Annotated in this window: 20 protein-coding genes; 13 read left to right on the top strand and 7 right to left on the bottom strand. The window is 60.1% G+C overall.

All coding sequences use genetic code 11. The annotated features are described in order from the left end of the window. Positions 1 to 8: 8 nt before the first annotated feature. On the bottom strand, positions 9 to 2411 hold the full coding sequence (locus tag AC1DWG_RS20460) for a PAS domain-containing sensor histidine kinase (RefSeq protein WP_477759781.1): 2403 nt from the start codon (positions 2409 to 2411) through the stop codon (positions 9 to 11). A gap of 73 nt (positions 2412 to 2484) precedes the next feature. Here AC1DWG_RS20460 and AC1DWG_RS20465 point away from each other — a divergent pair, with 73 nt between their 5' ends. Then, positions 2485 to 3474: an alpha/beta hydrolase family protein gene (locus AC1DWG_RS20465; protein WP_477788275.1), complete on the top strand. Its 990-nt coding sequence runs from the start codon at positions 2485 to 2487 to the stop codon at positions 3472 to 3474. A 124-nt stretch (positions 3475 to 3598) separates the two neighbouring features. Here the strand turns inward: AC1DWG_RS20465 and AC1DWG_RS20470 are convergent, their stop codons facing one another. Genes AC1DWG_RS20470 through AC1DWG_RS20480 form a run of 3 tightly spaced genes read right to left on the bottom strand, consistent with a single transcriptional unit; the run spans position 3599 to position 6055 of the window. Then, positions 3599 to 4366 carry a TerB family tellurite resistance protein gene (locus tag AC1DWG_RS20470; RefSeq protein ID WP_477762840.1) on the bottom strand — a complete coding sequence of 256 codons (768 nt, stop codon included), beginning with the start codon at positions 4364 to 4366 and terminating at the stop codon, positions 3599 to 3601. 1 nt (position 4367) lies between these two features. Next, the gene (gene murU, locus AC1DWG_RS20475; RefSeq protein ID WP_477762841.1) at positions 4368 to 5039 is read right to left on the bottom strand and encodes an N-acetylmuramate alpha-1-phosphate uridylyltransferase MurU; all 672 of its coding nucleotides are present in this window, start codon (positions 5037 to 5039) and stop codon (positions 4368 to 4370) included. After that, a complete protein-coding gene (locus tag AC1DWG_RS20480) occupies positions 5036 to 6055 on the bottom strand; it encodes an aminoglycoside phosphotransferase family protein (protein ID WP_477756437.1) in 1020 nt (339 codons plus the stop codon). Before AC1DWG_RS20480 ends, murU begins: the two co-directional genes overlap by 4 nt. 130 nt (positions 6056 to 6185) lie before the next feature. Here AC1DWG_RS20480 and AC1DWG_RS20485 point away from each other — a divergent pair, with 130 nt between their 5' ends. The 11 genes from AC1DWG_RS20485 (at position 6186) to AC1DWG_RS20535 (ending at position 20366) form a co-directional block, all read left to right on the top strand. Then, a complete protein-coding gene (locus tag AC1DWG_RS20485) occupies positions 6186 to 8981 on the top strand; it encodes an LPS-assembly protein LptD (protein ID WP_477788276.1) in 2796 nt (931 codons plus the stop codon). Next, positions 8962 to 10278, top strand: coding sequence for a peptidylprolyl isomerase SurA (surA, locus tag AC1DWG_RS20490; RefSeq protein ID WP_477755974.1), 1317 nt, complete (start codon positions 8962 to 8964; stop codon positions 10276 to 10278). Before AC1DWG_RS20485 ends, surA begins: the two co-directional genes overlap by 20 nt. Beyond that, entirely contained in the window at positions 10275 to 11264 is a 990-nt protein-coding gene (gene pdxA / locus AC1DWG_RS20495) for a 4-hydroxythreonine-4-phosphate dehydrogenase PdxA (protein WP_477762843.1), read from the top strand. Before surA ends, pdxA begins: the two co-directional genes overlap by 4 nt. After that, positions 11261 to 12079, top strand: a complete 819-nt coding sequence (gene rsmA / locus AC1DWG_RS20500) for a 16S rRNA (adenine(1518)-N(6)/adenine(1519)-N(6))-dimethyltransferase RsmA (protein ID WP_477755972.1) — start codon at positions 11261 to 11263, stop codon at positions 12077 to 12079. Before pdxA ends, rsmA begins: the two co-directional genes overlap by 4 nt. A 114-nt stretch (positions 12080 to 12193) precedes the next feature. Next, complete coding sequence (gene apaG / locus AC1DWG_RS20505; protein WP_007980214.1) at positions 12194 to 12574, top strand: Co2+/Mg2+ efflux protein ApaG; 381 nt, start codon at positions 12194 to 12196, stop codon at positions 12572 to 12574. Continuing rightward, on the top strand, positions 12574 to 13455 hold the full coding sequence (locus AC1DWG_RS20510) for a symmetrical bis(5'-nucleosyl)-tetraphosphatase (protein ID WP_477755970.1): 882 nt from the start codon (positions 12574 to 12576) through the stop codon (positions 13453 to 13455). The genes apaG and AC1DWG_RS20510 overlap by 1 nt, the downstream gene beginning before the upstream one ends. Before the next feature lie 33 nt (positions 13456 to 13488). Then, the gene (gene glpE / locus AC1DWG_RS20515) at positions 13489 to 13818 is read left to right on the top strand and encodes a thiosulfate sulfurtransferase GlpE (RefSeq protein ID WP_477762844.1); all 330 of its coding nucleotides are present in this window, start codon (positions 13489 to 13491) and stop codon (positions 13816 to 13818) included. A gap of 297 nt (positions 13819 to 14115) precedes the next feature. Continuing rightward, positions 14116 to 16038, top strand: coding sequence for a PrkA family serine protein kinase (locus tag AC1DWG_RS20520; RefSeq protein ID WP_108216905.1), 1923 nt, complete (start codon positions 14116 to 14118; stop codon positions 16036 to 16038). 204 nt (positions 16039 to 16242) lie between these two features. Beyond that, complete coding sequence (locus tag AC1DWG_RS20525; protein ID WP_007993202.1) at positions 16243 to 17514, top strand: YeaH/YhbH family protein; 1272 nt, start codon at positions 16243 to 16245, stop codon at positions 17512 to 17514. Continuing rightward, entirely contained in the window at positions 17511 to 19073 is a 1563-nt protein-coding gene (locus AC1DWG_RS20530; RefSeq protein ID WP_477754890.1) for a SpoVR family protein, read from the top strand. The genes AC1DWG_RS20525 and AC1DWG_RS20530 overlap by 4 nt, the downstream gene beginning before the upstream one ends. A 63-nt stretch (positions 19074 to 19136) precedes the next feature. Next, complete coding sequence (locus AC1DWG_RS20535) at positions 19137 to 20366, top strand: multifunctional CCA addition/repair protein (RefSeq protein WP_477762845.1); 1230 nt, start codon at positions 19137 to 19139, stop codon at positions 20364 to 20366. A gap of 67 nt (positions 20367 to 20433) precedes the next feature. On the opposite strand, the gene folK is transcribed toward AC1DWG_RS20535, so the two are convergent. After that, on the bottom strand, positions 20434 to 20952 hold the full coding sequence (gene folK / locus AC1DWG_RS20540; RefSeq protein ID WP_477762846.1) for a 2-amino-4-hydroxy-6-hydroxymethyldihydropteridine diphosphokinase: 519 nt from the start codon (positions 20950 to 20952) through the stop codon (positions 20434 to 20436). Then, a complete protein-coding gene (folB, locus tag AC1DWG_RS20545) occupies positions 20943 to 21299 on the bottom strand; it encodes a dihydroneopterin aldolase (protein ID WP_477754893.1) in 357 nt (118 codons plus the stop codon). Before folB ends, folK begins: the two co-directional genes overlap by 10 nt. 74 nt (positions 21300 to 21373) lie before the next feature. Here folB and plsY point away from each other — a divergent pair, with 74 nt between their 5' ends. After that, a complete protein-coding gene (gene plsY, locus AC1DWG_RS20550) occupies positions 21374 to 21943 on the top strand; it encodes a glycerol-3-phosphate 1-O-acyltransferase PlsY (RefSeq protein ID WP_477754894.1) in 570 nt (189 codons plus the stop codon). 23 nt (positions 21944 to 21966) lie between these two features. Here plsY and tsaD read toward each other — a convergent pair whose 3' ends face one another. Then, on the bottom strand, positions 21967 to 22992 hold the full coding sequence (gene tsaD, locus AC1DWG_RS20555; protein ID WP_477754895.1) for a tRNA (adenosine(37)-N6)-threonylcarbamoyltransferase complex transferase subunit TsaD: 1026 nt from the start codon (positions 22990 to 22992) through the stop codon (positions 21967 to 21969). Positions 22993 to 23058 lie beyond the last annotated feature (66 nt).

Raw genomic sequence — 23058 nt, forward strand, 5'->3', positions numbered from 1 at the left:
CTCATTGATTACGACTGTCGGCGGTCCAGCGGCACGCGCACACTCAGGGTCGTGCCTTCACCCGGTTCACTCTCAAGGGATAACTCACCACCCATGATCAATACCCGCTCACGCATTCCGACGATCCCAAAGGACGCTGGCCTGCCAAGCGCGGCGACAAATCCTACACCGTCATCGCTGACCGTCAGACACAACTCGTCGCCTTCCAGCGCCAGCGTCAGTTCAACAGTATGCGCCTGGGCGTGGCGCATGACATTGGTCAGCGCTTCCTGAAGGATCCGGAACAGGCCGATAGCCTTGGCGTCGCTGAGCACCGGAAGATTGTCCGGCACTTGCACCAGACACGGGATCTGCGTGCGCGCCTCAAACCGTCGGGCCTGCCATTCGATGGCCGAGGCAATACCCGCATCGAGAATCGGTGGGCGCAATGCAGTCGCCACGTCGCGAACCAATTGGAAGAGTTGAGCGATCAGGCGCTTCATGCTGCCCAGGCGCTCATTAAGGCCTGGATCGAGTTGCGCGTAAGCCAGTTCACACATGGAGGTTTCCAGCTTGAGCACGGTCAGCATCTGACCCAGCTCATCGTGAACTTCCCGGGCGATGCGCGCCTTTTCTTCTTCGCGCACGCTTTCCAGGTGCGCGGACAACTCACGCAGTTGTTCCCGGGAGCTGGCCAGTTCAAGCTCGATGCGCTTGCTCTCGCTGATGTCCCAGACGATACCGTCCCAGACATAGGCTCCGTCTTCCAGCCGGCGGGTGATGGCCTTGATTTCTGCCCAGCGCTGTTCGCCCTGGCGCGTGAGAATTCGACCTTGCCACGACCAGTCGCTGTCGGTATCCAGCGCATGATCCTGGGTCTGGTGATAGCTGGCCTTGTCATCCGGATGCACGAGGCTGCGCAGGCCTTTGTCGCGATGCGCCAGCGTGGCCGGCGAATAACCCACCAGGCTTTCGCTGCCTTCGCTGATGTAGGCAAAGTCGATCTGACCGGTCACCGGCGCCCGCTCCAGGCGGAATACCAGCCCCGGAACATTGGCGGCGATGCCTTGCAGCCGCGCCTCGCTTTCCTGCAAGGCGGCCAGGGCGCGGCGCCGCTCGGTGACGTCGTTGAGGTAAACCACCAGGTATTCGCCATCGCGAAAGCGCAGAAAGCTCAACGAGACATCGGCCGGCAGGATGCTGCCATCGGCCCGCACGCAATTGGATTCGAAACTTTGCGGGCCGTCTTCACTGGCCCGGGCGCGCTTCCACAGGTTCAGCCAACGGTCCATGTGCAGGCCAGGCTCGAAGTCGATCAGGGGTCGATCGATGATCCCTCCGGCCGGATAGCCCAGCATGCTTTCCGCCGCGCGGTTGGCGTAGCGCACATGGCTGTCCCAGTTGACCCAGAGGATGCCGACAGTGCTCTGGTCGATGGAAAACTGGGTGAGCTGTAACGCCTCTTCGCTGGCGGCGCGCAAGGCGATGTCTTCCTGCGCGGCCAGCAGGCGCTGTTCCAGGTTGTGTTGCTGGCGACGCTGCCAGAACACGATGGCCATGCAGCTTAACGTCAGCACAGCCAGCAACAGGCAGAGGTTCTGCCAAAAGCCCGGAGACTCGGAGAGCCGTGGATACTTGGGCTGCAGCCATTGATTGTGCAGTTGCTCCAGATCCTTGGCCGGGATCGCCCGCAATGCGCTTTCGACGATGCCCGCCAGTTCCGGCTTGTCGCGGCGCGTGGCCACCCGCAGCAGCTGCGGCAGGCCGACATCCCCCACCACCACCAACCCCGCGAACTCCGTCTCGACCGACAAGCGTCCCAATTGCGCCTCATCAACCACCGCATAACCCGCCTGCTGGCCAGTCAGTAATTGCAATGCCTGACGCTCCATCGGGACGCCTTGCAGATTCAGGTGCGGATAGTTGCTACGCAGGTAATCGGCGATGGCGCTGGGCATGCGCACGGCGACGCGGGTCTGGCTATCGAGCTTTTCCAGCTCGACAGCGCCGGCGCTTTTCTGGTCGCTGACCACCAGTTGCGGCACTCGCATGTAAGGGTCGGAAAACTGCCAGAGGCGTAATCCGCCAGGGGTTTGGGTCAGCCCCGGGGCGATGTCGATTTCGCCCTCGCGTGCAGCCGCCTCCAGTTGTTCAAGGTCGGGAAAGTTACGCCAGCTCAGTTCGACGTTGAGGGTCTTTGCCAGCCACTTCATCAAGTCGACATTCACCCCGGACAGACGCTGCAAGCGGCGATCATATTGCGCATAGGGCGCCTGCAACACCACGCCGACCCGCAACTCGTCCTGCTGCGCCAGCCAGTGTTGTTGTTTCGGGGTCAACTGGGCAACGTGCTCCGGGGGCATGGCCGCCGCCCAACCCATCAAGGGAAACCACAAACAGCCGATAACCCACAGGCAGCGTAAACGCATCATTGAACTCTCACACACTGACAAATACTGACCAACCCATTAGGCTGCCGGAACAACTTCTGGCCTGGAATATCCAATGCCCCCTGTCTACCGCCTGGCACTGCCAGCATTGTGCCTGTCGCTGATCCTGCCATGCGTTTTTTCCGTCGAGGCGGCCGACCCGGCGCCTGCTGCAGCAGAAAAAACCGCCGAAGAAAAACCACTCGAGCGTCAGCCGTTGCCTGAGCGTAGTAAGGAAGAAGCGACTGCACTTGAGCGAAAAATCCCGGCTCAGGAACAGCAACAACTGCAAGTGGGCACCGACACGTTTCTGGCATTGTGGAAACCTGCCAATACCGCCGGCCCCAAAGGTACGGTGATTATCATCCCCGGCACCGGCGAAACCGTTGACTGGCCGCAAGCGGTTGGCCCTTTACGGCGCAAACTGCCGGACACCGAGTGGAGCAGCCTGAGTATCACCTTGCCGGACCTGCAAAGCGATGCCATTGCGCCACGAGTCGTGGAAGCAGCGCCGGCTCCCAAGGCCCCCGAAACCGGCAGCAAAGACTCGACCACCGCGGCCCCCATCGAACAAGTGGCCGGTGGCGAGGCCGACGTGGCCGACAAGGCCATTGCCGAGACCACTGAGGAACAGTCCAAGGCAGATGCCGAGCGCATCTTCGCCCGGATCGACGCCGCGATCGCCTTCGCCGAACAGCAAAGCGCCCGCAGTATCGTGGTGTTGGGGCATGGTTCCGGCGCCTATTGGGCCACGCGTTACCTGAGCGAGAAGCAGCCGTCGCAAGTCGAAAAACTGGTAATGGTTGCCGCCCGGACACCTGTGGCAGCCACACCCGGGCTGGCAGAGCTGACCCCGACCCTGAAACTGCCGACCGCGGATATTTTCTACAAGGACAAAGCGCTGGATCGCGACGCAGCACTGGAGCGCCTGCAGGCCAGCAAACGCCTGAAGTCATCGGCATTCAACCAGGTCGCACTCAAGGCGTTACCGGATACCAAGGCTGAACAGGAGCAATTGTTCCGTCGGGTGCGGGGTTGGTTGAATCCGCAGAACCCGGTTGACTGATAGACCGAGGCGCCTTCATCGCGAGCAGGCTCGCTCCCACATCAGATCTCCAGCGTTAGAAGATCCCCTGTGGGAGCGAGCCTGCTCGCGATGGGGCCGCCACAAACAACGCAAACCTTCCTTACTAGCGAAAATCCCGCCGCTCCCGAATCAGCGTGTAGGCGTTATGCAGCTCACGCGTTCGCTCGGTAGCCTCACGCACCTGCAACGCCGTCGCGCCACTGCCGGCAATCTTGTCCGGATGATGGCGACTGAGCAGACGCCGATAGGCACGCTTGATCTGCGCCGGTTCAGTGGTGGCCGACACCCCCAAAAGCCTTAACGCTTCCTGATAACTTGGCACGCTGCTGCCCAATGGCCGCTTCTGCGGCTCATAGTCATGGGCCAACGCCTGTACCTGGCGCGGCGTCCAGCCCAGCCACTGGCCCCATTGGCCGATCAACTCACGCTCACTGCTGCCGGCACGACCATCGGCCCAGACCATTCGCCAGCAGGCGCGCAACACGCCTTCCGCCGCATGGGGCTGGGCACTCAGGCGACGCAGATAACCACGTAGCTGGTCGCGGCCTGACTTGCCGCGATTGAACGCGGCTATCGCACGACGCCGGGCCGGCTCGGACATGTCCAGCGCACGCATTTCCGCTCGGGCCTGATCGATGTGCCCGGCCATCACCTGGCCGTCGCACTTGGCCAGGCGCCCCAACAGGACAAATAGCAATTCATCGTTACGCAACACCGGGCGACCGCCCAGCTTTTCCCACAAATGCCCCCAGCTCTGCAGGTGCAAGCGCCGGTCCAGCGCCTGCCCCAACAACGCGCCAAGCAAGGCCCCCGGAATACTGGCTATGGCAAAGCCTGCTCCGGCTCCAATCAGAGTCCCTGGCCACAACATGTCAGCGGCTCGCTTCGATTAATGTTTCAACTTCGGCCAGACGCTCGTGAGTGCCGACATCGACCCAGTGCCCATTCAGCTGTTCGCCAGTCACTTGACCGTCAGCCATGGCCTTGCGCAACAGCGGCGCGAGCTTGAAGGCCCCCGCGGTGCAACCGTCGAACAACTGCGGATGCAACACGGCGATGCCGCTGTAAGTCAGGGTGGCTGATTCCGGCTGACGGTCGTGCACCAGAGTTTCGACCAGGCAGAAGTCCCCGGCCGGATGATGGGGCGGGTTGCTGACCAGCACCAGGTGCGCCAGGCCGTTGATGGGTTGATGCAGCACGCTGAAGTCGTAATCGGTCCAGATGTCACCATTGACCACCACAAACGCTTCATCCCCCAGCAACGGCAATGCGCGGAAAATCCCGCCGCCGGTTTCCAGGGGCTCACCTTCCGCCGAGTACTGGATGCTCACGCCATAATTCGAACCATCGCCCAGATAGTCTTCGATCTGCTGACCGAGCCAGGCGTGATTGATCACGATGTCGGTGAACCCGGCCGCGGCCAGTGCTCGCAGGTGATATTCGATCAGCGGCACGCCGCCTGCACGAACCAGAGGTTTTGGCGTGGCCAGGGTCAGCGGGCGCATGCGCTCGCCTTTGCCCGCTGCCAGAATCATTGCCTTCATGCTTTCACTCCGGCGCGCAGACTGGCCAGCAACACATCCAGCTCGGCCAGTTCAGGACGGCGAGCAATCACCGCTTCTATGTACGCAAAGAAACGTGGCACATCGCCCAGATAACGCGGTTTGCCGTCGCGATGGCAGATGCGCGCAAAAATGCCGATGACTTTCAGATGGCGTTGCACACCCATCAAATCGCTGGCCCGCAGGAAGTCCTCGAACTCGGGTTGCACCGCAATGCCGAGGGCGCTTGCTTGCTGCCAGTAGTTTTCAAGCCAGCCGTTCACGCGCGCCTCGGGCCAGCTGAGAAACGCATCCTTGAACAGGCAGGTCACATCGTAGGTCACCGGGCCGTACACCGCATCCTGGAAATCCAGCACACCGGGATTGGGCTCGCTGAGCATCAGGTTGCGCGGCATGTAGTCACGATGCACCAGGACTTTTGGCTGTGCCAGGGCACTGTCGATCAACAGTTCGCTGACCTGCTGCCAGAGCACTTGCTGCGCCGCGTCGAATTCTATGCCCAATTCGCGCTTCACGTACCACTCAGGGAACAGTTCCAGCTCACGACGCAGCAAGGCCACGTCATAGCTCGGCAATGGCGCAACCATCGGCAACTGCTGGAAAGCCAGCAACGCCTGCAGGGCATCCTTGAACAAATCGTCGGCGTTTTCGTTGTCGATGACGTCCAGATAGGTCTTGTTGCCCAGGTCATTGAGCAAAAGAAAACCGCGCTCGAGGTCTTCGGCATAAATTTTCGGCACATTTATTCCGGATTTGGCCAGCAAAAAGGCGATATCCACGAAGGGTTTGCAGTTTTCCTGGGGCGGCGGCGCGTCCATCACAATGAAACTTTTGCCACCGCCTTCCCAGCGAAAATACCGCCGAAAGCTCGCGTCGCTGCTGGCCGCAGTCAACGTGGCCGGGGGGACGGCGCCCCAGCCCTGCTCGGCAAAAAGGGTCGCCAATTGTTCATCGAGCCAAACATTCAGGTGTTGCAAGCGTACATCTTGATCAGGCATTGCAAGGGTCTCCGACGGCGCTAGCCGTCAAGCGGGTCATGCTTTATTATCCAGCATCTTTTTCAGACCATCGAGAGGCGTGCGGCCCACACCGCGGGCAGATGGCACGCAGGAAGCCCGGACTAATAAGATGGCATTGAAATCCCCCGCGTTTCGTAAAAAATTTCCGTTGTTGGTTACCGGCAGTTTGCTGGCGCTGCAACCCCTTGCCACTTCCTACGTGGTCGCCGCGGAACAGTTTGACTGCTCAGTCTCTGCTTCGGGTTCCTGGGACTGTGCACCAAAGTCGCCGGCGGCTGCATTGCCACCGCGTCCCGTTCATGATGGCAGCGCAGTTTCCGCCACCGGCGAAGCCCCGGCCGAGAACGGTTCCAGCCAAGACACTGGCGCCAAGCCGGTGCTGGTCACCGAGTCCAAAGGCCGTGGCCTGAAGTCGCGTAGCGCAGACTACAGTCACCTCGACTGGGTTCCCCGCGAGCAGCTCACCGCCGCACAATTGGCCGAAACCGGTCCTTATTGCTCTGGTTCCTATATCGAACCGATTCGTCCTGGCATGGATGACAAGACGGATAAAAGTGACGCTCCAACCTTTATCGGCGCAAAAGCCTCCCGCTATAAGCAGGATGAGCAGGTCGCGACCCTGGCCGGCGACGTTGTCATGCGCCAGGGCAGCATGCAGGTCGAAGCCGACGAAGCCAACCTGTACCAGGCCGAGAGCCGTGGCGACCTGAACGGCAACGTGCGCATTCGCGACAACGGCGCACTGATCGTCGGCGACCACGCCGACGTGCAGCTCGACACCGGTGAAGCCAAGGTCGACAACGCCGAATACGTGATGCACAAATCCCGTATCCGCGGTAATGCGCTGTACGCCAAACGTGCCGAGAACGCGATCATCCGCCTCAAGGATGGTACGTACACCACGTGCGAACCGAACAGCAACGCCTGGCAGCTCAAGGGCAACAACATCACCCTGAACCCGGCCACCGGTTTCGGTACGGCGACCAACGTGACGCTGCGGGTCAAGGACATTCCGGTCCTGTACACGCCGTACATCTATTTCCCGATCGACGACCGTCGCCAGTCCGGTTTCCTGCCGCCGACCATTGGCACCGGCAGCGATACCGGCTTCATGCTGGTCACCCCGTACTACTTCAACCTGGCGCCGAACTACGATGCCACGTTGTACCCGCGCTACATGGAAAAGCACGGCTTGTTGATGGAAGGCGAATTCCGCTACCTGACCAAGTCCAGCGAAGGCCAGTTCGGCGCGGCGTACCTCAACGACGAAAGCGACGAGCGCGACAAACAGTCAGACGCCGAAAAAACCCGCTACATGTACAACTGGCAGCACAAGGGTGGTCTCGACTCGCGAGTGCTCACGCAAGTCGACTACACCAAGATCAGCGATCCGTATTACTTCCAGGATCTGCAGACCGACCAGATTGGCGTGAAAAGCCAGGACTACGTGAACCAGCAGGGCTCTGTCACCTATCGCGGCGACAGCTATACCGCTCGCGTAAATGCCCAGGCCTTTCAGCTGGCGACCGTTTCGAACATTACGCCGTACGACCGCCTGCCGCAGATAACCCTCGACGGTATGCTGCCTTATCATCCGGAAGGCCTGGATTTCACGTACAACACCGAAGTCGTACGGTTTGACCGGGATCTGCAGAACGGGGAATACTTTGACGAAGACGGCGTCGGCTCTCCCCGTCTTGATAACAACATTCAAGGTCTGGCTCGCGCCAATGGCGACCGACTCAACCTGGCTCCGGCTGTCAGCCTGCCATTGAACTGGACCTACGGCTTCCTGAAACCGACGCTCAAGTACCAGTACACCCAGTACCAACTGGATCTGGACAACACCGGTAAGGCGCAGATCGCCGCGCAAAGCGCAGAGCAGGACAAGCTCAGCGGGACCTTCGACAGCAACAAGAACCGCGGCGTGCCGATCGCCAGCATCGACAGCGGCCTATACTTCGATCGCAATACCCAGTATTTCGGCAAGAACTACCGCCAGACCCTCGAGCCGCGCCTGTTCTACCTGTACGTGCCTGAAGTCGACCAGGAAGACATCCCGGTATTCGACACCAGCGAAAACACCTTCAACTTTGCATCGCTGTTCCGTGACAACCGCTTCTCCGGTTCCGACCGTGTCGGCGACGAGAACAAATTGTCCCTGGGTGTGACCAGCCGCTGGATCGAAGACAACGGTTTCGAGCGTCAACGCATCAGTGTCGGCCAGGCCTTGTACTTCAAGGACCGTGAAGTCCAGTTGCCAGGCGTGAACTTCAACGACCGTGACGACGCCAAAGCCAGCGTTTCCCCATATGCACTGGAATACGAGTATCGCTGGAACCGCGACTGGCGTACCACGGCCGACTACAACTGGGACCCGGACAGCCGCAGCCCTCGTTCGGGCAGCGCGATGTTCCACTACCAGCCTGAAGACAACCCGAACAAGGTCGTCAACGTTGGCTATCGCTATCGTAACGACCAGGTGATCTATAACCAGAACACCGGTAAATGGCAGTTCGGCGGTGACTACGGCACCCCTGGCCAGCCTGGCTTCGTGAAGGATTACTACAAGATCCAGCAGCACGACTTCTCGGTGATCTGGCCGATCGTGCCGCAATGGAGCGCTATCAGCCGTTGGCAGTATGACTACAACCGCAACCGTACCCTGGAAGCCTTCGGTGGTTTCGAGTACGACAGTTGCTGCTGGAAACTGCGCCTGATCAACCGCTACTTCGTTGATTATGACGAGTTCAGCCAGCAAGCACCGCAAAACGAAAAAGGCGACCATGGCGTCTTCCTCCAAATTGTTCTGAAGGGACTCGGCGGCCTCACCGGCGCCAAGGCAGAGAGCTTCCTCGACAAAGGCATTCAAGGTTATCGTGAACGTGAAGACCAAGCTTTCTGATTGTCTGCGCCCGCTGATGCTGGGCGCGCTGTTCCTGAGCACGGCGGCCAGTGCCGCCGTACAGTCCATCGATAAGGTGGTGGCCATCGTCGACAACGACGTGGTCATGCAGAGCCAACTGGACCAGCGCGTTCATGACGTTCAGCAAACCATTGCCAAGCGTGGCTCTGCCGTGCCGCCGGCCAGTGTGCTGGAGCAGCAGGTACTTGAGCGCCTGATCGTCGAAAACCTGCAATTGCAGATCGGCGATCGCTCTGGCATCCGCATTACCGATGAAGAGTTGAACCAGGCTGTCGGCACCATTGCCCAGCGCAACAACATGTCAGTCGAGCAGTTCCGCGCCGCCCTGACTCGCGACGGCCTGTCCTACGACGACGCGCGTGAGCAGATTCGCCGCGAAATGGTCATCAGCCGTGTGCGCCAGCGTCGGGTTGCCGAACGCATTCAGGTCTCCGAGCAGGAAGTGAAGAACTTCCTGGCGTCCGACTTGGGCAAAATGCAGCTGTCCGAAGAGTTCCACCTGGCCAACATCCTGATTCCTACGCCGGAAAGCGCCAACTCCGACGCGATTCAGAATGCAGCCAAACAGGCCAATGCGATTTACCAGCAACTCAAGCAAGGCGCTGACTTCGGTCAGTTGGCCATCGCCAAGTCCGCCAGCGAAACCGCACTGGAAGGTGGCGACATGGGCTGGCGTAAGGCCGCTCAACTGCCTCCGCCGTTCGATCGGCTGCTGAGCACCATGCCGGTGGGTGATGTCACCCAGCCAATGCGCACCCCGGGTGGTTTCATCATCCTGAAGATTCTCGACAAGCGTGGCGGCGAGACCCAGATGCGCGATGAAGTGCATGTGCGCCACATCCTGGTCAAACCGAGCCCGATCCGCGACGAAGCGAAAACCAAGGCCCTGGCCGAGTCGCTCTACAGCCGTATCGCGGCTGGTGAAGACTTCGGTGAGCTGGCGAAAAGCTACTCGGAAGACCCGGGTTCCGCCCTCAACGGCGGCGACCTGAACTGGATCGACCCGAACGCGCTGGTGCCCGAGTTCCGCGCAGTGATGGCCAAGACCCCGCAAGGTCAGCTGTCCAGGCCGTTCCAGACTCAATACGGCTGGCACGTCCTGGAAGTCCTTGGCCGTCGCGCCACCGACAGCACCTCACAGGCCCGCGAGCAACAGGCAATGACCGTTTTGCGTAACCGCAAATACGACGAAGAGCTGCAAACCTGGCTGCGTCAGATCCGTGATGAAGCGTACGTGGAAATCAAACTCCCTGGCGCCGACCAGGCAGCGCAGTGAAAACCCAACGTTTCGCGCTGACACCCGGTGAACCAGCCGGCATAGGTCCTGACCTGTGCCTGCTGCTCGCCTCCCAAGCCCAGCCCCACCCCCTGATTGCCATTACCAGCCGCGACCTGCTCACTGAGCGGGCCGCGCAACTGGGCGTGGCTGTCGACTTGCTGCCGGTAAAACCGGACAACTGGCCGGATGTACCCGCGCCAGCCAACAGCCTGTATGTCTGGGATACACCGCTCAATGCCAAGGTCGTCACCGGGCAACTGGACAAGGCCAACGCTGCCTTCGTTCTGGAAACCCTGACCCGTGCCGGCCAGGGCTGCCTGAGCGGGGATTTTGCCGGCATGATCACCGCGCCGGTGCACAAAGGCGTGATCAACGAATCCGGCATCGCCTTTTCCGGGCACACGGAATTCCTCGCCGACCTGACCCACACCGCGCAAGTGGTGATGATGCTGGCCACACGTGGCTTGCGCGTGGCCCTGGTGACCACTCACCTGCCCCTTCGCGAGATTGCCGATGCAATCACGCCGGAGCGCCTGGAACGCGTCACGCGAATCCTGCACGCCGACCTGCAAAACAAATTCGGCATCGCCCAGCCACGTATCCTGGTCTGCGGGCTCAACCCCCATGCCGGCGAAGGCGGACACCTGGGCCATGAAGAAATCGATATCATCGAACCCACATTAGAGCGCTTGCGCGGCGAGGGCATGGACCTTCGCGGCCCCCTGCCCGCCGACACTCTGTTTACCCCCAAATATCTGGAGCACTGCGATGCGGTGCTGGCGATGTACCACGACCAGGGCCTGCCGGTGCTGAAGTACAAAGGCTTTGGCGCAGCAGTCAACGTGACCCTCGGCTTGCCGATCATCCGCACCTCGGTCGACCACGGCACTGCCCTGGACCTGGCCGGCAGTGGAAAGATCGACACCGGCAGCCTGCAAGTCGCCCTGGAAACCGCCTACCAGATGGCCGAGACCCGTTTATGACCGAGCAATACCAACACAAGGCGCGCAAACGCTTTGGCCAGAACTTCCTGCACGATGCCGGCGTTATCGACCGTATCCTGCGTTCCATTCATGCCAAGGCAGAAGACCGCCTGCTGGAAATCGGCCCGGGCCAGGGCGCACTGACGCAAGGCCTGCTCAGCAGCGGCGCGCAACTCGACGTGGTGGAACTGGACAAGGACCTGATCCCGATCCTCAACCAGCAGTTTGCCGGCAGGAGCAACTTCAATCTGCATCAGGGCGATGCACTGAAGTTCGACTTCAACAGCCTGAATGCCGCGCCAGGTAGCCTGCGCGTGGTCGGCAACCTGCCGTACAACATCTCCACGCCACTGATTTTTCACCTGTTGCACAACTCGCACCTGATCCGCGACATGCACTTCATGCTGCAAAAGGAAGTGGTCGAGCGCCTGGCTGCCGGTCCTGGTGGAGGTGACTGGGGCCGCCTGTCGATCATGGTTCAGTACCACTGTAGGGTCGAGCACCTGTTCAACGTTGGCCCAGGCGCGTTCAACCCGCCACCGAAAGTCGACTCGGCCATCGTGCGCCTGGTGCCCCACGCGGTATTGCCGCACCCGGCCAAGGATCACCGCTTGCTGGAGCGCGTCGTGCGCGAAGCGTTCAACCAGCGCCGCAAAACCCTGCGCAACACCCTCAAGCTGCTGCTGAGCAATGCCGAAATCGAAGCCGCCGGCGTCGATGGCAGCCTGCGTCCCGAGCAACTCGACCTGGCCGCCTTCGTGCGTCTGGCCGACAAGCTCAGCGAGCAAGCGCCACAAACGCCAGTTGCAGTCTGACAGGCGATAAGCGCTATCGGGTAGGACACCACTCTGGTCTACTACCCGATACTTGGCCTAGACTGAACCCATCAGCTACGCCCCGCGTCCCGCTTCGTTTTTAAGGCCCCTTGCATGTCCGATCCTCGTTATCAGGTCGACGTCAGCGTCGTCACCCGCTATCTGGCAGAACAATCGCAACCCGAGCACGACCGCTTTGCCTTCGCCTACACCATCACCGTGCAAAACAACGGCGAAATGCCCGCCAAACTGCTTTCACGGCACTGGGTCATCACCGATGGTGACGGGCATGTCGAAGAAGTGCGCGGCGCAGGCGTAGTAGGTCAGCAGCCGTTGATCGACCCCGGCAAGAGCCACACCTACAGCAGCGGCACGGTCATGACCACCAAGGTCGGCACCATGCAAGGCACCTATCAGATGCTTTCCGACGACGGCAAACATTTCGATGCCATCATCGCGCCCTTCCGCCTGGCGGTGCCCGGAGCCCTGCACTGATGGCGACGTACGCGGTTGGTGACCTGCAAGGCTGCCTTCAAGCCCTGCAATGCCTGCTCAAACAAGTGGCGTTCGACCCACAACGGGATCGTCTGTGGCTGGTGGGCGACCTGGTCAACCGCGGCCCGCAGTCTCTGGAAACCTTGCGCTTCCTCTACGGCATTCGCGAATCGCTGGTGTGCGTGCTCGGCAACCACGACCTGCACCTGCTGGCGGCCGGACGCAACATCGAGCGCCTGAAGAAGGCCGATACCCTGCGCGAGATCGTTGAAGCGCCGGATTGCGCCGAACTGCTCGAATGGCTGCGCCAGCAAAAGCTCATGCACTACGACGAACAGCGCAACATTGCACTGGTCCATGCCGGCATTCCACCCCAGTGGTCGCTGCGCAAAGCCTTGAAGTGTGCTGCCGAAGTCGAGACTGCCTTGCGTGACGACAACCTGTTGCCGCCTTACCTCGATGGCATGTACGGCAACGATCCGGCGAAATGGGACAACGACCTCAAAGGCGTGACGCGCCTGCGGGCGATCACCAACTATTTCACGCGCATGCGTTTTTGCACCGCCGAAGGCAAACTCGACCTCAAGAGCAAGGAAGGCCTCGATACCGCGCCCGCCGGCTACAAGCCCTGGTTCCAGCACAAGGAGCGCAAGACCAGGGATGTGAAAATCATCTTCGGTCACTGGGCAGCACTGGAAGGCAAGTGCGACGAGCCGGGCATCTCGGCCCTCGACACCGGTTGCGTCTGGGGCGGCGCCCTGACCCTGATGAACGTCGACAGCGGTGAGCGCCTTTCGTGCAAATGCGACGAACACGGTCATGTCGTGCCGCCAGTCGCCTTATCCATTCCCCAAACATCGTCAGCCGGCGCCCCGCGCTAGACTGCCCATTCAGCCGAGCCACAGGAGCCCGCCATGAGCGAATTCAAACGTATCCCCCCGGAACAGGCCCAGGCCCTGCGCGAACAAGGCGCGGTGGTGGTCGACGTCCGCGACCCGGTCACTTTTGCCGCCCTGCACATCGCAGGCTCCAAGCATCTGGACAATCATTCCCTGCACGCTTTCATCCAGGGTGCCGACCTCGACGCACCGACCGTGGTGGTCTGCTATCACGGCAATTCCAGCCAGGGCGCGGCCGCCTACCTGATCAGCCAGGGCTTCTCCGACGTCTACAGCATGGATGGCGGATTTGAGTTGTGGCGTACGACGTATCCAGCAGAAACCGCACAAGGCACCTCCGAATAATTTTTTTGTAACGTTGCAGGCCCCGGCTCCCGCGGGCTGGCGCGGTGGCAGACGAACGGTCTGCCACAAACAATTTCGTATCTCGCCTTTACCTGCCGAATTCCCAACTATCCTTAAGCGCAGGCCATCCAAAACAGGGGAGAGCCGGTACACCGGCGCACGGGTCATCGGGAGTAGCTTTCGGGGCGGTAAGCCTTGAGGGAGTTCTGGGGGGTAAACAGCAACCGCCTGTTCGGTTGCTGCCAGCATCGACTGAGTGATCCGGCGTCGGCTCCACGTATCGAGCGAGGTGACGTCATGAGTATCTTTAGCCACTTCCAACAACGCTTCGAGTCCACACGCCAGGAAGAACTCTCTCTGCAAGAGTACCTGGAGCTGTGCAAAAAGGACCGCAGCGCCTACGTTTCCGCCGCCGAGCGTCTGCTGCTGGCCATCGGAGAACCGGAGCTGCTCGACACCTCGACCAACTCGAGACTGTCGCGAATCTTTTCCAACAAGGTGATCCGCCGCTATCCGGCCTTTGAAGACTTCCACGGGATGGAAGAATGCATCGACCAGATCGTATCGTATTTCCGCCACGCCGCTCAGGGCCTGGAAGAGAAGAAACAGATCCTCTACCTGCTTGGCCCCGTCGGTGGCGGTAAATCGTCCCTGGCCGAGAAGCTCAAGCAACTGATGGAAAAAATACCCTTCTATGCGATCAAGGGCTCGCCGGTTTTCGAATCACCCCTGGGTCTGTTCAACGCCACCGAAGATGGCGCGATCCTCGAGGAAGACTTCGGCATTCCACGGCGCTACCTCAACACCATCATGTCGCCATGGGCCACCAAACGCCTGGCCGAATTCGGTGGCGACATCAGCCAGTTCCGCGTGGTCAAACTCTATCCGTCGATCCTCAACCAGATCGCCGTGGCCAAGACCGAACCGGGCGATGAAAACAACCAGGACATCTCGGCACTGGTGGGTAAGGTCGATATCCGCAAACTGGAGGAATTCCCACAGAACGACGCCGATGCCTACAGCTACTCGGGCGCACTGTGCCGGTCCAACCAGGGTCTGATGGAATTCGTCGAAATGTTCAAGGCACCGATCAAGGTGCTGCACCCATTGCTGACGGCTACCCAGGAAGGCAACTACAACAGCACCGAAGGTCTTGGTGCGATTCCGTTCACCGGGATCCTGCTGGCCCACTCCAACGAATCGGAATGGCATACCTTCCGCAACAACAAGAACAACGAAGCCTTCATCGACCGGATCTACATCGTCAAAGTGCCGTACTGCCTGCGGGTCAGTGACGAAGTGAAGATCTACGACAAGCTGCTGTTCAACAGCTCGCTGGCCAAGGCTCATTGCGCGCCGGATACCCTGAAGATGCTGGCCCAGTTCACCGTGCTCTCGCGCCTCAAGGAGCCGGAAAACTCCAACATCTACTCGAAGATGCGCGTGTACGACGGCGAGAACCTCAAGGACACCGATCCGAAAGCCAAGTCGATCCAGGAATACCGCGACAACGCCGGTGTCGACGAAGGCATGAACGGTCTCTCCACCCGGTTCGCGTTCAAGATCCTGTCGAAGGTGTTCAACTTCGATCCGCACGAAATCGCCGCCAACCCGGTGCACTTGCTCTACGTGCTGGAACAACAGATCGAACAGGAACAGTTCCAGGCGGAGACCCGCGAACGCTATCTGCGCTTCCTCAAGGAGTACCTGGCACCGCGCTATATCGAATTCATCGGCAAGGAGATCCAGACCGCCTACCTCGAGTCCTACAGCGAGTACGGCCAGAACATCTTCGATCGCTATGTGCTGTACGCCGACTTCTGGATCCAGGACCAGGAATACCGCGACCCGGAAACCGGCGAGATCCTCAACCGCGTAGCGTTGAACGAAGAACTGGAGAAAATCGAAAAACCGGCCGGCATCAGCAATCCGAAGGACTTCCGCAACGAAATCGTCAACTTCGTCCTGCGCGCCCGGGCCAACAACAACGGCAAGAACCCGACCTGGCTCAGCTACGAAAAACTGCGGGTGGTCATCGAGAAGAAAATGTTCTCCAACACCGAGGACTTGCTGCCAGTCATCAGCTTCAATGCCAAGGCCAGCAAAGAGGACCAGCAGAAACACAACGACTTCGTCACACGGATGGTCGAGCGGGGCTACACAGACAAACAGGTGCGACTGCTGTCCGAGTGGTACCTGCGGGTCAGAAAATCACAATAAACCGCTGCCGGTCAGACCGGTTGTCGTCAGCCAGAGGCCTGTGTATGCATTTTCTGTTACACAAGCCTCTGGAAGGTGTTCGAAAGTCGGTAGCGAGTTCAAGCAGCATCCACAGCGCTTGGGGGAGCGTCGTACATCCCTTGGCTCTCAGTCCCTTGCTGCATCACCGCTCGCCCCTTTCAGGACAGCTTCTAAGGAGCAGTCATGAGCTATGTGATCGACCGACGTCTCAATGGCAAGAACAAGAGCACGGTGAACCGCCAGCGGTTTCTGCGGCGCTACCGTGATCACATCAAAAAGGCTGTCGAAGAGGCGGTCAGCCGGCGCTCCATTACCGATATGGAACACGGCGAACAAATCAGCATTCCCGGCCGCGACATCGACGAGCCGGTGCTCCACCACGGTCGCGGCGGCAAGCAAACGGTCGTGCACCCGGGCAACAAGGAATTCACCAGCGGCGAACATATCGCCCGCCCACCGGGAGGCGGTGGCGGTAGAGGCCCCGGCAAGGCCGGTAATTCCGGCGAAGGGATGGACGAATTCGTCTTCCAGATCACCCAGGAAGAATTCCTCGAATTCATGTTCGAGGATCTCGAACTGCCCAACCTGGTCAAGCGCAACCTGACCGGCACCGATACCTTCAAGACCGTGCGGGCCGGGATCAGCAACGAGGGCAACCCGTCGCGGATCAACATCATCCGCACCCTGCGTTCAGCCCACGCCCGGCGAATCGCCCTGTCCGGCAGCAGCCGGGCAAAACTGCGCGAAGCCAAGGAAGAACTTCTGCGACTCAAGCAGGAAGAACCAGACAACTTCGGCGATATTCAGGAAATAGAAGCTGAAATCGAAAAACTCAGCGCGCGCATCCACCGCATACCATTTCTCGACACATTCGACCTCAAATACAACCTGCTCATCAAGCAACCCAACCCCAGTTCCAAGGCCGTGATGTTCTGCCTGATGGACGTGTCCGGCTCGATGACCCAGGCGACCAAGGACATCGCCAAGCGCTTCTTTATCCTGCTGTACCTGTTTCTCAAGCGGAACTACGAAAAGATCGACGTCGTGTTCATCCGCCATCACACCAGCGCCCGCGAAGTGGATGAAGAGGAATTTTTCTACTCCCGGGAAACCGGCGGCACCATCGTCTCCAGCGCCCTGAAACTGATGCAGGAGATCATGGCCGAGCGTTATCCGAGCAACGAGTGGAACATCTACGCCGCCCAGGCTTCCGACGGTGATAACTGGAACGACGACTCTCCGATCTGCCGCGACATCCTGATCAACCAGATCATGCCATTCGTGCAGTACTACACTTACGTTGAGATCACCCCGCGCGAACACCAGGCCCTGTGGTTCGAGTACGAGCGCATCGCCGAAGCCTTTTCCGACACTTTTGCCCAGCAACAACTGGTCTCGGCCGGGGATATCTATCCGGTCTTCCGTGAACTCTTCCAGCGCAGGTTAGTGACATGACCGCCAAAGAGCAGAAACGCCAACCCATTTCCACCGGCTCCGAATGGACGTTCGAGCTGATCCAGGCCTACGACCGCGAAATCAGTCGTATTGCGGCTGGCTATGCACTCGATACGTACCCCAACCAGATCGAAGTGATCACCGCCGAGCAAATGATGGACGCCTACGCCTCGGTCGGTATGCCACTGGGTTATCACCACTGGTCCTACGGCAAGCACTTCCTCAGCACCGAAAAGTCCTACACACGCGGCCAGATGGGCCTGGCGTACGAGATCGTGATCAACTCCGACCCGTGCATCGCCTACCTGATGGAAGAAAACACCATCTGCATGCAGGCGCTGGTGGTGGCCCATGCCTGCTACGGGCACAACAGCTTTTTCAAAGGCAATTACCTGTTCCGCACCTGGACCGACGCCAGTTCGATCATCGATTACCTGGTGTTTGCCAAGCAGTACATCATGCAATGCGAAGAGCGCCACGGTATCGACGCGGTCGAGGACCTGCTCGACTCCTGCCATGCACTGATGAACTATGGTGTCGACCGCTACAAACGCCCCTATCCGATCTCCGCGGAAGAAGAACGTCGCCGGCAAAAGGACCGGGAAGAACATCTACAGAAACAGATCAACGATCTGTGGCGCACCATTCCCAAGGGCGCGGACAAGTACAGCGACAAGGACAACGCACGCTTTCCCGCCGAACCTCAGGAAAACATCCTGTACTTCATCGAAAAACACGCGCCGCTGCTGGAGCCATGGCAGCGGGAAATCGTGCGCATCGTGCGCAAGATCGCCCAGTATTTTTATCCACAGCGTCAGACCCAGGTGATGAATGAAGGTTGGGCCACGTTCTGGCACTACACCCTGATGAACGACCTGTACGACGAGGGCCTGGTCACCGACGGCTTCATGATGGAGTTCCTGACATCCCACACCAGCGTGGTCTTTCAGCCGGGCTTCGACAGCCCTTACTACAGCGGAATCAACCCCTACACTCTCGGGTTTGCCATGTACCGGGACATCCGGCGCATGTGCGAAGAACCCACCGAGGAAGATCGCCACTGGTTCCCGGAAATTGCTGGCACAGATTGGCTGGCAGCCATCAAGTTCGCCATGAGCAGCTTCAAGGATGAGAGCTTCATCCTGCAGTACCTGTCGCCCAAGGTGATCCGCGACCTGAAGCTGTTCAGCATTCTCGATGACGACCAGAAGGACGACCTGCTGGTGCCCGCCATTCACGACGAAGGAGGCTACCGCATCATCCGTGAAACTCTCGCGGCACAGTACAACCTGGGCAATCGCGAGCCCAACGTGCAGATCTATAGCATCGACCGGCGTGGTGACCGTTCTCTGACCTTGCGCCACCAACAGCACGACCGCAAACCGCTGGGAGAGTCCACCGAGGAAGTGCTCAAGCACTTGCACCGCCTCTGGGGTTTCGACATTCACCTGGAAACCCTGCAGGGCGATCAGGTCATGAAAACCCATCATGTGCCGCCCAGAAGCGAGCACAGCGAAGGCGATTACGGCCGCCTGGACCTGGCCGTCATCCATCTTTGATCCGGTTTGTGCCTCCGAAAGCTCGATGCAACGGTTATCCTGTCGAGCTAACGGAGGTTTTTTATGCGGATTTATAAAGTCGGTGGTGCGGTACGCGATCGCCTGCTGGGCAAACCGGTTACCGATATCGACTGGGTCGTGGTCGGCGCGACGACCGAAGAGATGCTCGCCAAGGGCTTTCGCCCGGTGGGCGCGGATTTCCCGGTGTTCCTTCATCCCAAAAGCGGTGAGGAATACGCCCTCGCCCGCACCGAGCGCAAAAGCGGGCGCGGATACGGCGGGTTCACTTTTCACGCCAGCCCTGAAGTCACCCTCGAAGAAGACCTGATCCGTCGCGACCTGACCATCAATGCCATGGCTGAAGACGATCAGCAGAACCTGACCGACCCGTACCACGGCCAGCGCGATCTCGAAGCACGCCTGCTTCGCCACGTTTCCCCGGCATTTGCCGAAGACCCGCTCCGGGTCCTGCGTGTTGCCCGCTTCGCGGCGCGCTACGCGACGCTGGGTTTTACCGTCGCCCCGGAAACCCTGGCGCTGATGCGCCAACTCAGCGAATCAGGCGAGCTTGAGGCGCTGACCCCGGAGCGCAGCTGGAAGGAAATTTCCCGCGCCCTGATGGAAGATCAGCCACAAGTGTTTGTTGAGGTTTTGCGCGCATGCGGCGCACTCAAGGTACTGATGCCCGAGGTCGACGCGCTGTTCGGCGTACCACAACCCCCGGCCCATCACCCGGAAATCGATACAGGCGCGCATACCCTGAGCGTGTTGCAGCAAGCGGCGTTGTACAAACAGCCGCTGACCGTGCGCTGGGCCTCCCTGCTGCATGACCTGGGCAAAGGCCTGACGCCAGAGAAAGAATGGCCGCGACACATTGCCCACGAGTGCAAAGGCCTGAAGCTGATCAAAGCGATCAACGAACGCTTCAAGGTGCCGAGAGACTGCCAGGAACTGGCGCTGCTGGTGGGCGAGTATCACACCCACGGGCATCGCGCCCTTGAGCTGAAGCCATCGACATTGCTGGACTTGCTGCAAAGCTTCGACATTTACCGTCGGCCACAGCGGTTCGAGGAGTTCATCGCGGCATGCGAGATGGATGCGCGGGGGCGCAAAGGGCTGGAAGAAAGAAGTTATCCACAGGCGGATTATTTGCGCGGCGCGGCAACTGCGGCTCGTAGCGTGGCGGTCCAGCCGCTGCTGGAAAAGGGATTCAAGGGACCGGAACTCGGTGAGGCGATCAAGCGCGAGCGCCTGAAGGCGCTGAAGGCTTACAAGGAAAGTGCATCGACCTGAAAAGCTTCGCGGGCAAGTCGGAGCGGCGGTGCGGCGATCCGACTTGCCCGCGATGGCGTCAAAACTGTCACAACAAATTTGAAGGCGTCAGCTGCTCACCACGCCATTCGAAAGCCACTGGCGCCAACACCTGATCAATCTGCGCTTCAGCCCACAAGGTCGCAAAGCTCTTGCCTGCGCCCGGGTGCACGCGATCCGGCGCTATCAACGACAACGGCCACAGAACGAACGCATTTTTCAGAATTTCTGCCCGCGGCAAGATCAGTCCATCGAAGTTGCCCACCAGATCACCGAACAACAACACGTCGATATCCAGCGGCAAACCTCGGCGATCCGGTGCGTAACGACCGTTATCCGCCTCGATGAACTTCAGTCGACGATCAAGCTCCATCAGCGGCAGATCGGTATACGCCGACACCACGAAATTGAAGAACGGCCCGCTCTTGATGCCCACCGGCTGGCTTTCGAACACCGCCGAACAGCGGATATCGACAAGGAATGTCGCCAATGCATCGAGCCCCGCCCGCAAATGGGCTTCACGCTCGATATTGCTACCGAGCCCGAGGTACACCTGAGTCAGCGACATCCGCGCTCGATCTCCACGCCCACGCCGCCGGTGGCGGCAGGAATCGCACCTGGCTTGGTCAGCTTGATGCGCATCCAGGTGATCTTGAATTCGCTCATCAGCACTTCAACCAGGCGCTCGGCAAAGGTTTCCACCAGCTGGAATTGCGCCTGCTCGGCAAACGCCTGGATGCGCGAGGAAACACTGGCGTAGTCGAGCGCCAGGGTCAGGTCATCACCGGCTGCGGCCGGGCGATTATCCCAGGCGAAGCTCAGGTCAAGACGCAAGCACTGCCGGATGCCTCGTTCCCAATCGTAGGCACCAATCACCGTGTCGACTTCCAGGCCCTCGATAAACACTCTGTCCAAGCACTTCTCTCCGCTACACGACAAGGGCGCAATGCGCCGTTAGAATCAGGGCTTCCTCGCCCGGAATAGTTAGCATGTTTTGGTTATTGGCGATCCTCGCCTACCTGCTCGGCTCTCTGTCCTTTGCCATTTTGCTCAGCCGCCTGACCGGCAACCCCGATCCGCGAATGAGTGGCTCGGGCAATGCCGGCGCCACCAACATGTTGCGCCTGGCCGGCAAGAAACTCGCCATCCTGACCCTGCTCGGCGACCTTTGCAAAGGCCTGCTGCCGGTACTGATTGCGCGCCTTGCGGGCCTTTCGCAGCAGGAACAGGCCTGGATCGGCGTCTATGCCGTCATCGGCCATCTGTTTCCGTTGTACTTCCGCTTTCGCGGCGGCAAGGGTGTCGCCACCGCTGCGGGCATGTTGCTGGGACTGTACCCGCCCGCTGCCCTTCTGGCGGTCTGCGCCTGGCTCTTGACGTTCTACCTGACCCGCACCAGCTCCCTGGCCGCCCTCATCGCCACACCGCTGAGCCTGCCGTTGCTGGCCTGGCAAGAACCGGCCGCCCTGCTGCCCATGAGCGCGCTCACCGGGCTGATCGTCTGGCGTCATCGCGGCAATCTACGCGACCTGTTTGCCGGGCGCGAACGGCATTTCTAGCAGCCGGACATGAGCGCCGCTCATCACAATGCGGACAACTGCTCCATCGGCCAGCGTGCCTGCACGCTGATCGCCAGGCTTTCCTGCTGACCGGCCTGCAAGCGCTGGCAGCCAGCAAAGGCGATCATCGCGCCGTTATCGGTGCAAAACTGCGGACGGGCATAAAACACATCACCCTTCATGTCGCCAAGCATTTTCTCCAGGGAAGTGCGCAACGCCTTGTTGGCACTGACGCCCCCTGCAATCACCAGGCGCTTCATGCCGGCGGCCTTCAGGGCACGCTTGCACTTGATGGTCAAAGTCTCCACCACGGCCTGCTGGAATGCCAGCGCGATGTCGCAACGGGTTTGTTCGCTGTCGTCCCCGGCGCTGACGCACTGTTGCCAAGTATTCAGTGCGAAGGTTTTCAAGCCACTGAAGCTGAAATCCAGGCCCGGGCGGTCGCACATTGGACGCGGGAAGACGAAACGTCCTGCAACACCCAGTTCTGCAAGGCGAGCGATCTCCGGTCCGCCGGGATAATTGAGGCCCATCATCTTGGCCGTCTTGTCGAAGGCCTCGCCAGCGGCGTCATCCAGGGTCTCGCCCAAGAGCGTGTACTGACCAATTCCGTCGACCTGAACCAGTTGCGTATGACCACCCGACACCAACAAAGCGACGAACGGAAACTCCGGCGGTTGCGGCTCCAGCATCGGCGCCAGCAAATGGCCTTCCATGTGATGCACGCCAAGAGCCGGAATGCCCCAGGCAAAGGCCAGCGCCTGAGCGCAGGAAGCCCCTACCAACAAGGCACCGACCAGGCCAGGACCCGCGGTGTAGGCGATCGCATCGATCTCGGTCGGCACGCAGTCGGCCTCAGCCAGCACCTGACGAATCAAGGGCAGCATGCGTTTGACGTGATCGCGCGAAGCCAGCTCCGGCACCACGCCACCATAGGCGCGGTGCAGGTCGATCTGACTGAACAATGCGTCGGCCAGCAGGCCGCGTTCACTGTCATATAATGCGACACCGGTTTCGTCGCAGGAGGTTTCTAATCCCAGTACTAGCATGGGTTTGCGCCTTGTTTAGGCTGAATTCGAAGGCGCGCATAATAGTCGTCGCGTGATGCCCCGACC

It is taken from the genome of Pseudomonas sp. P4_B3, from assembly GCF_056402295.1.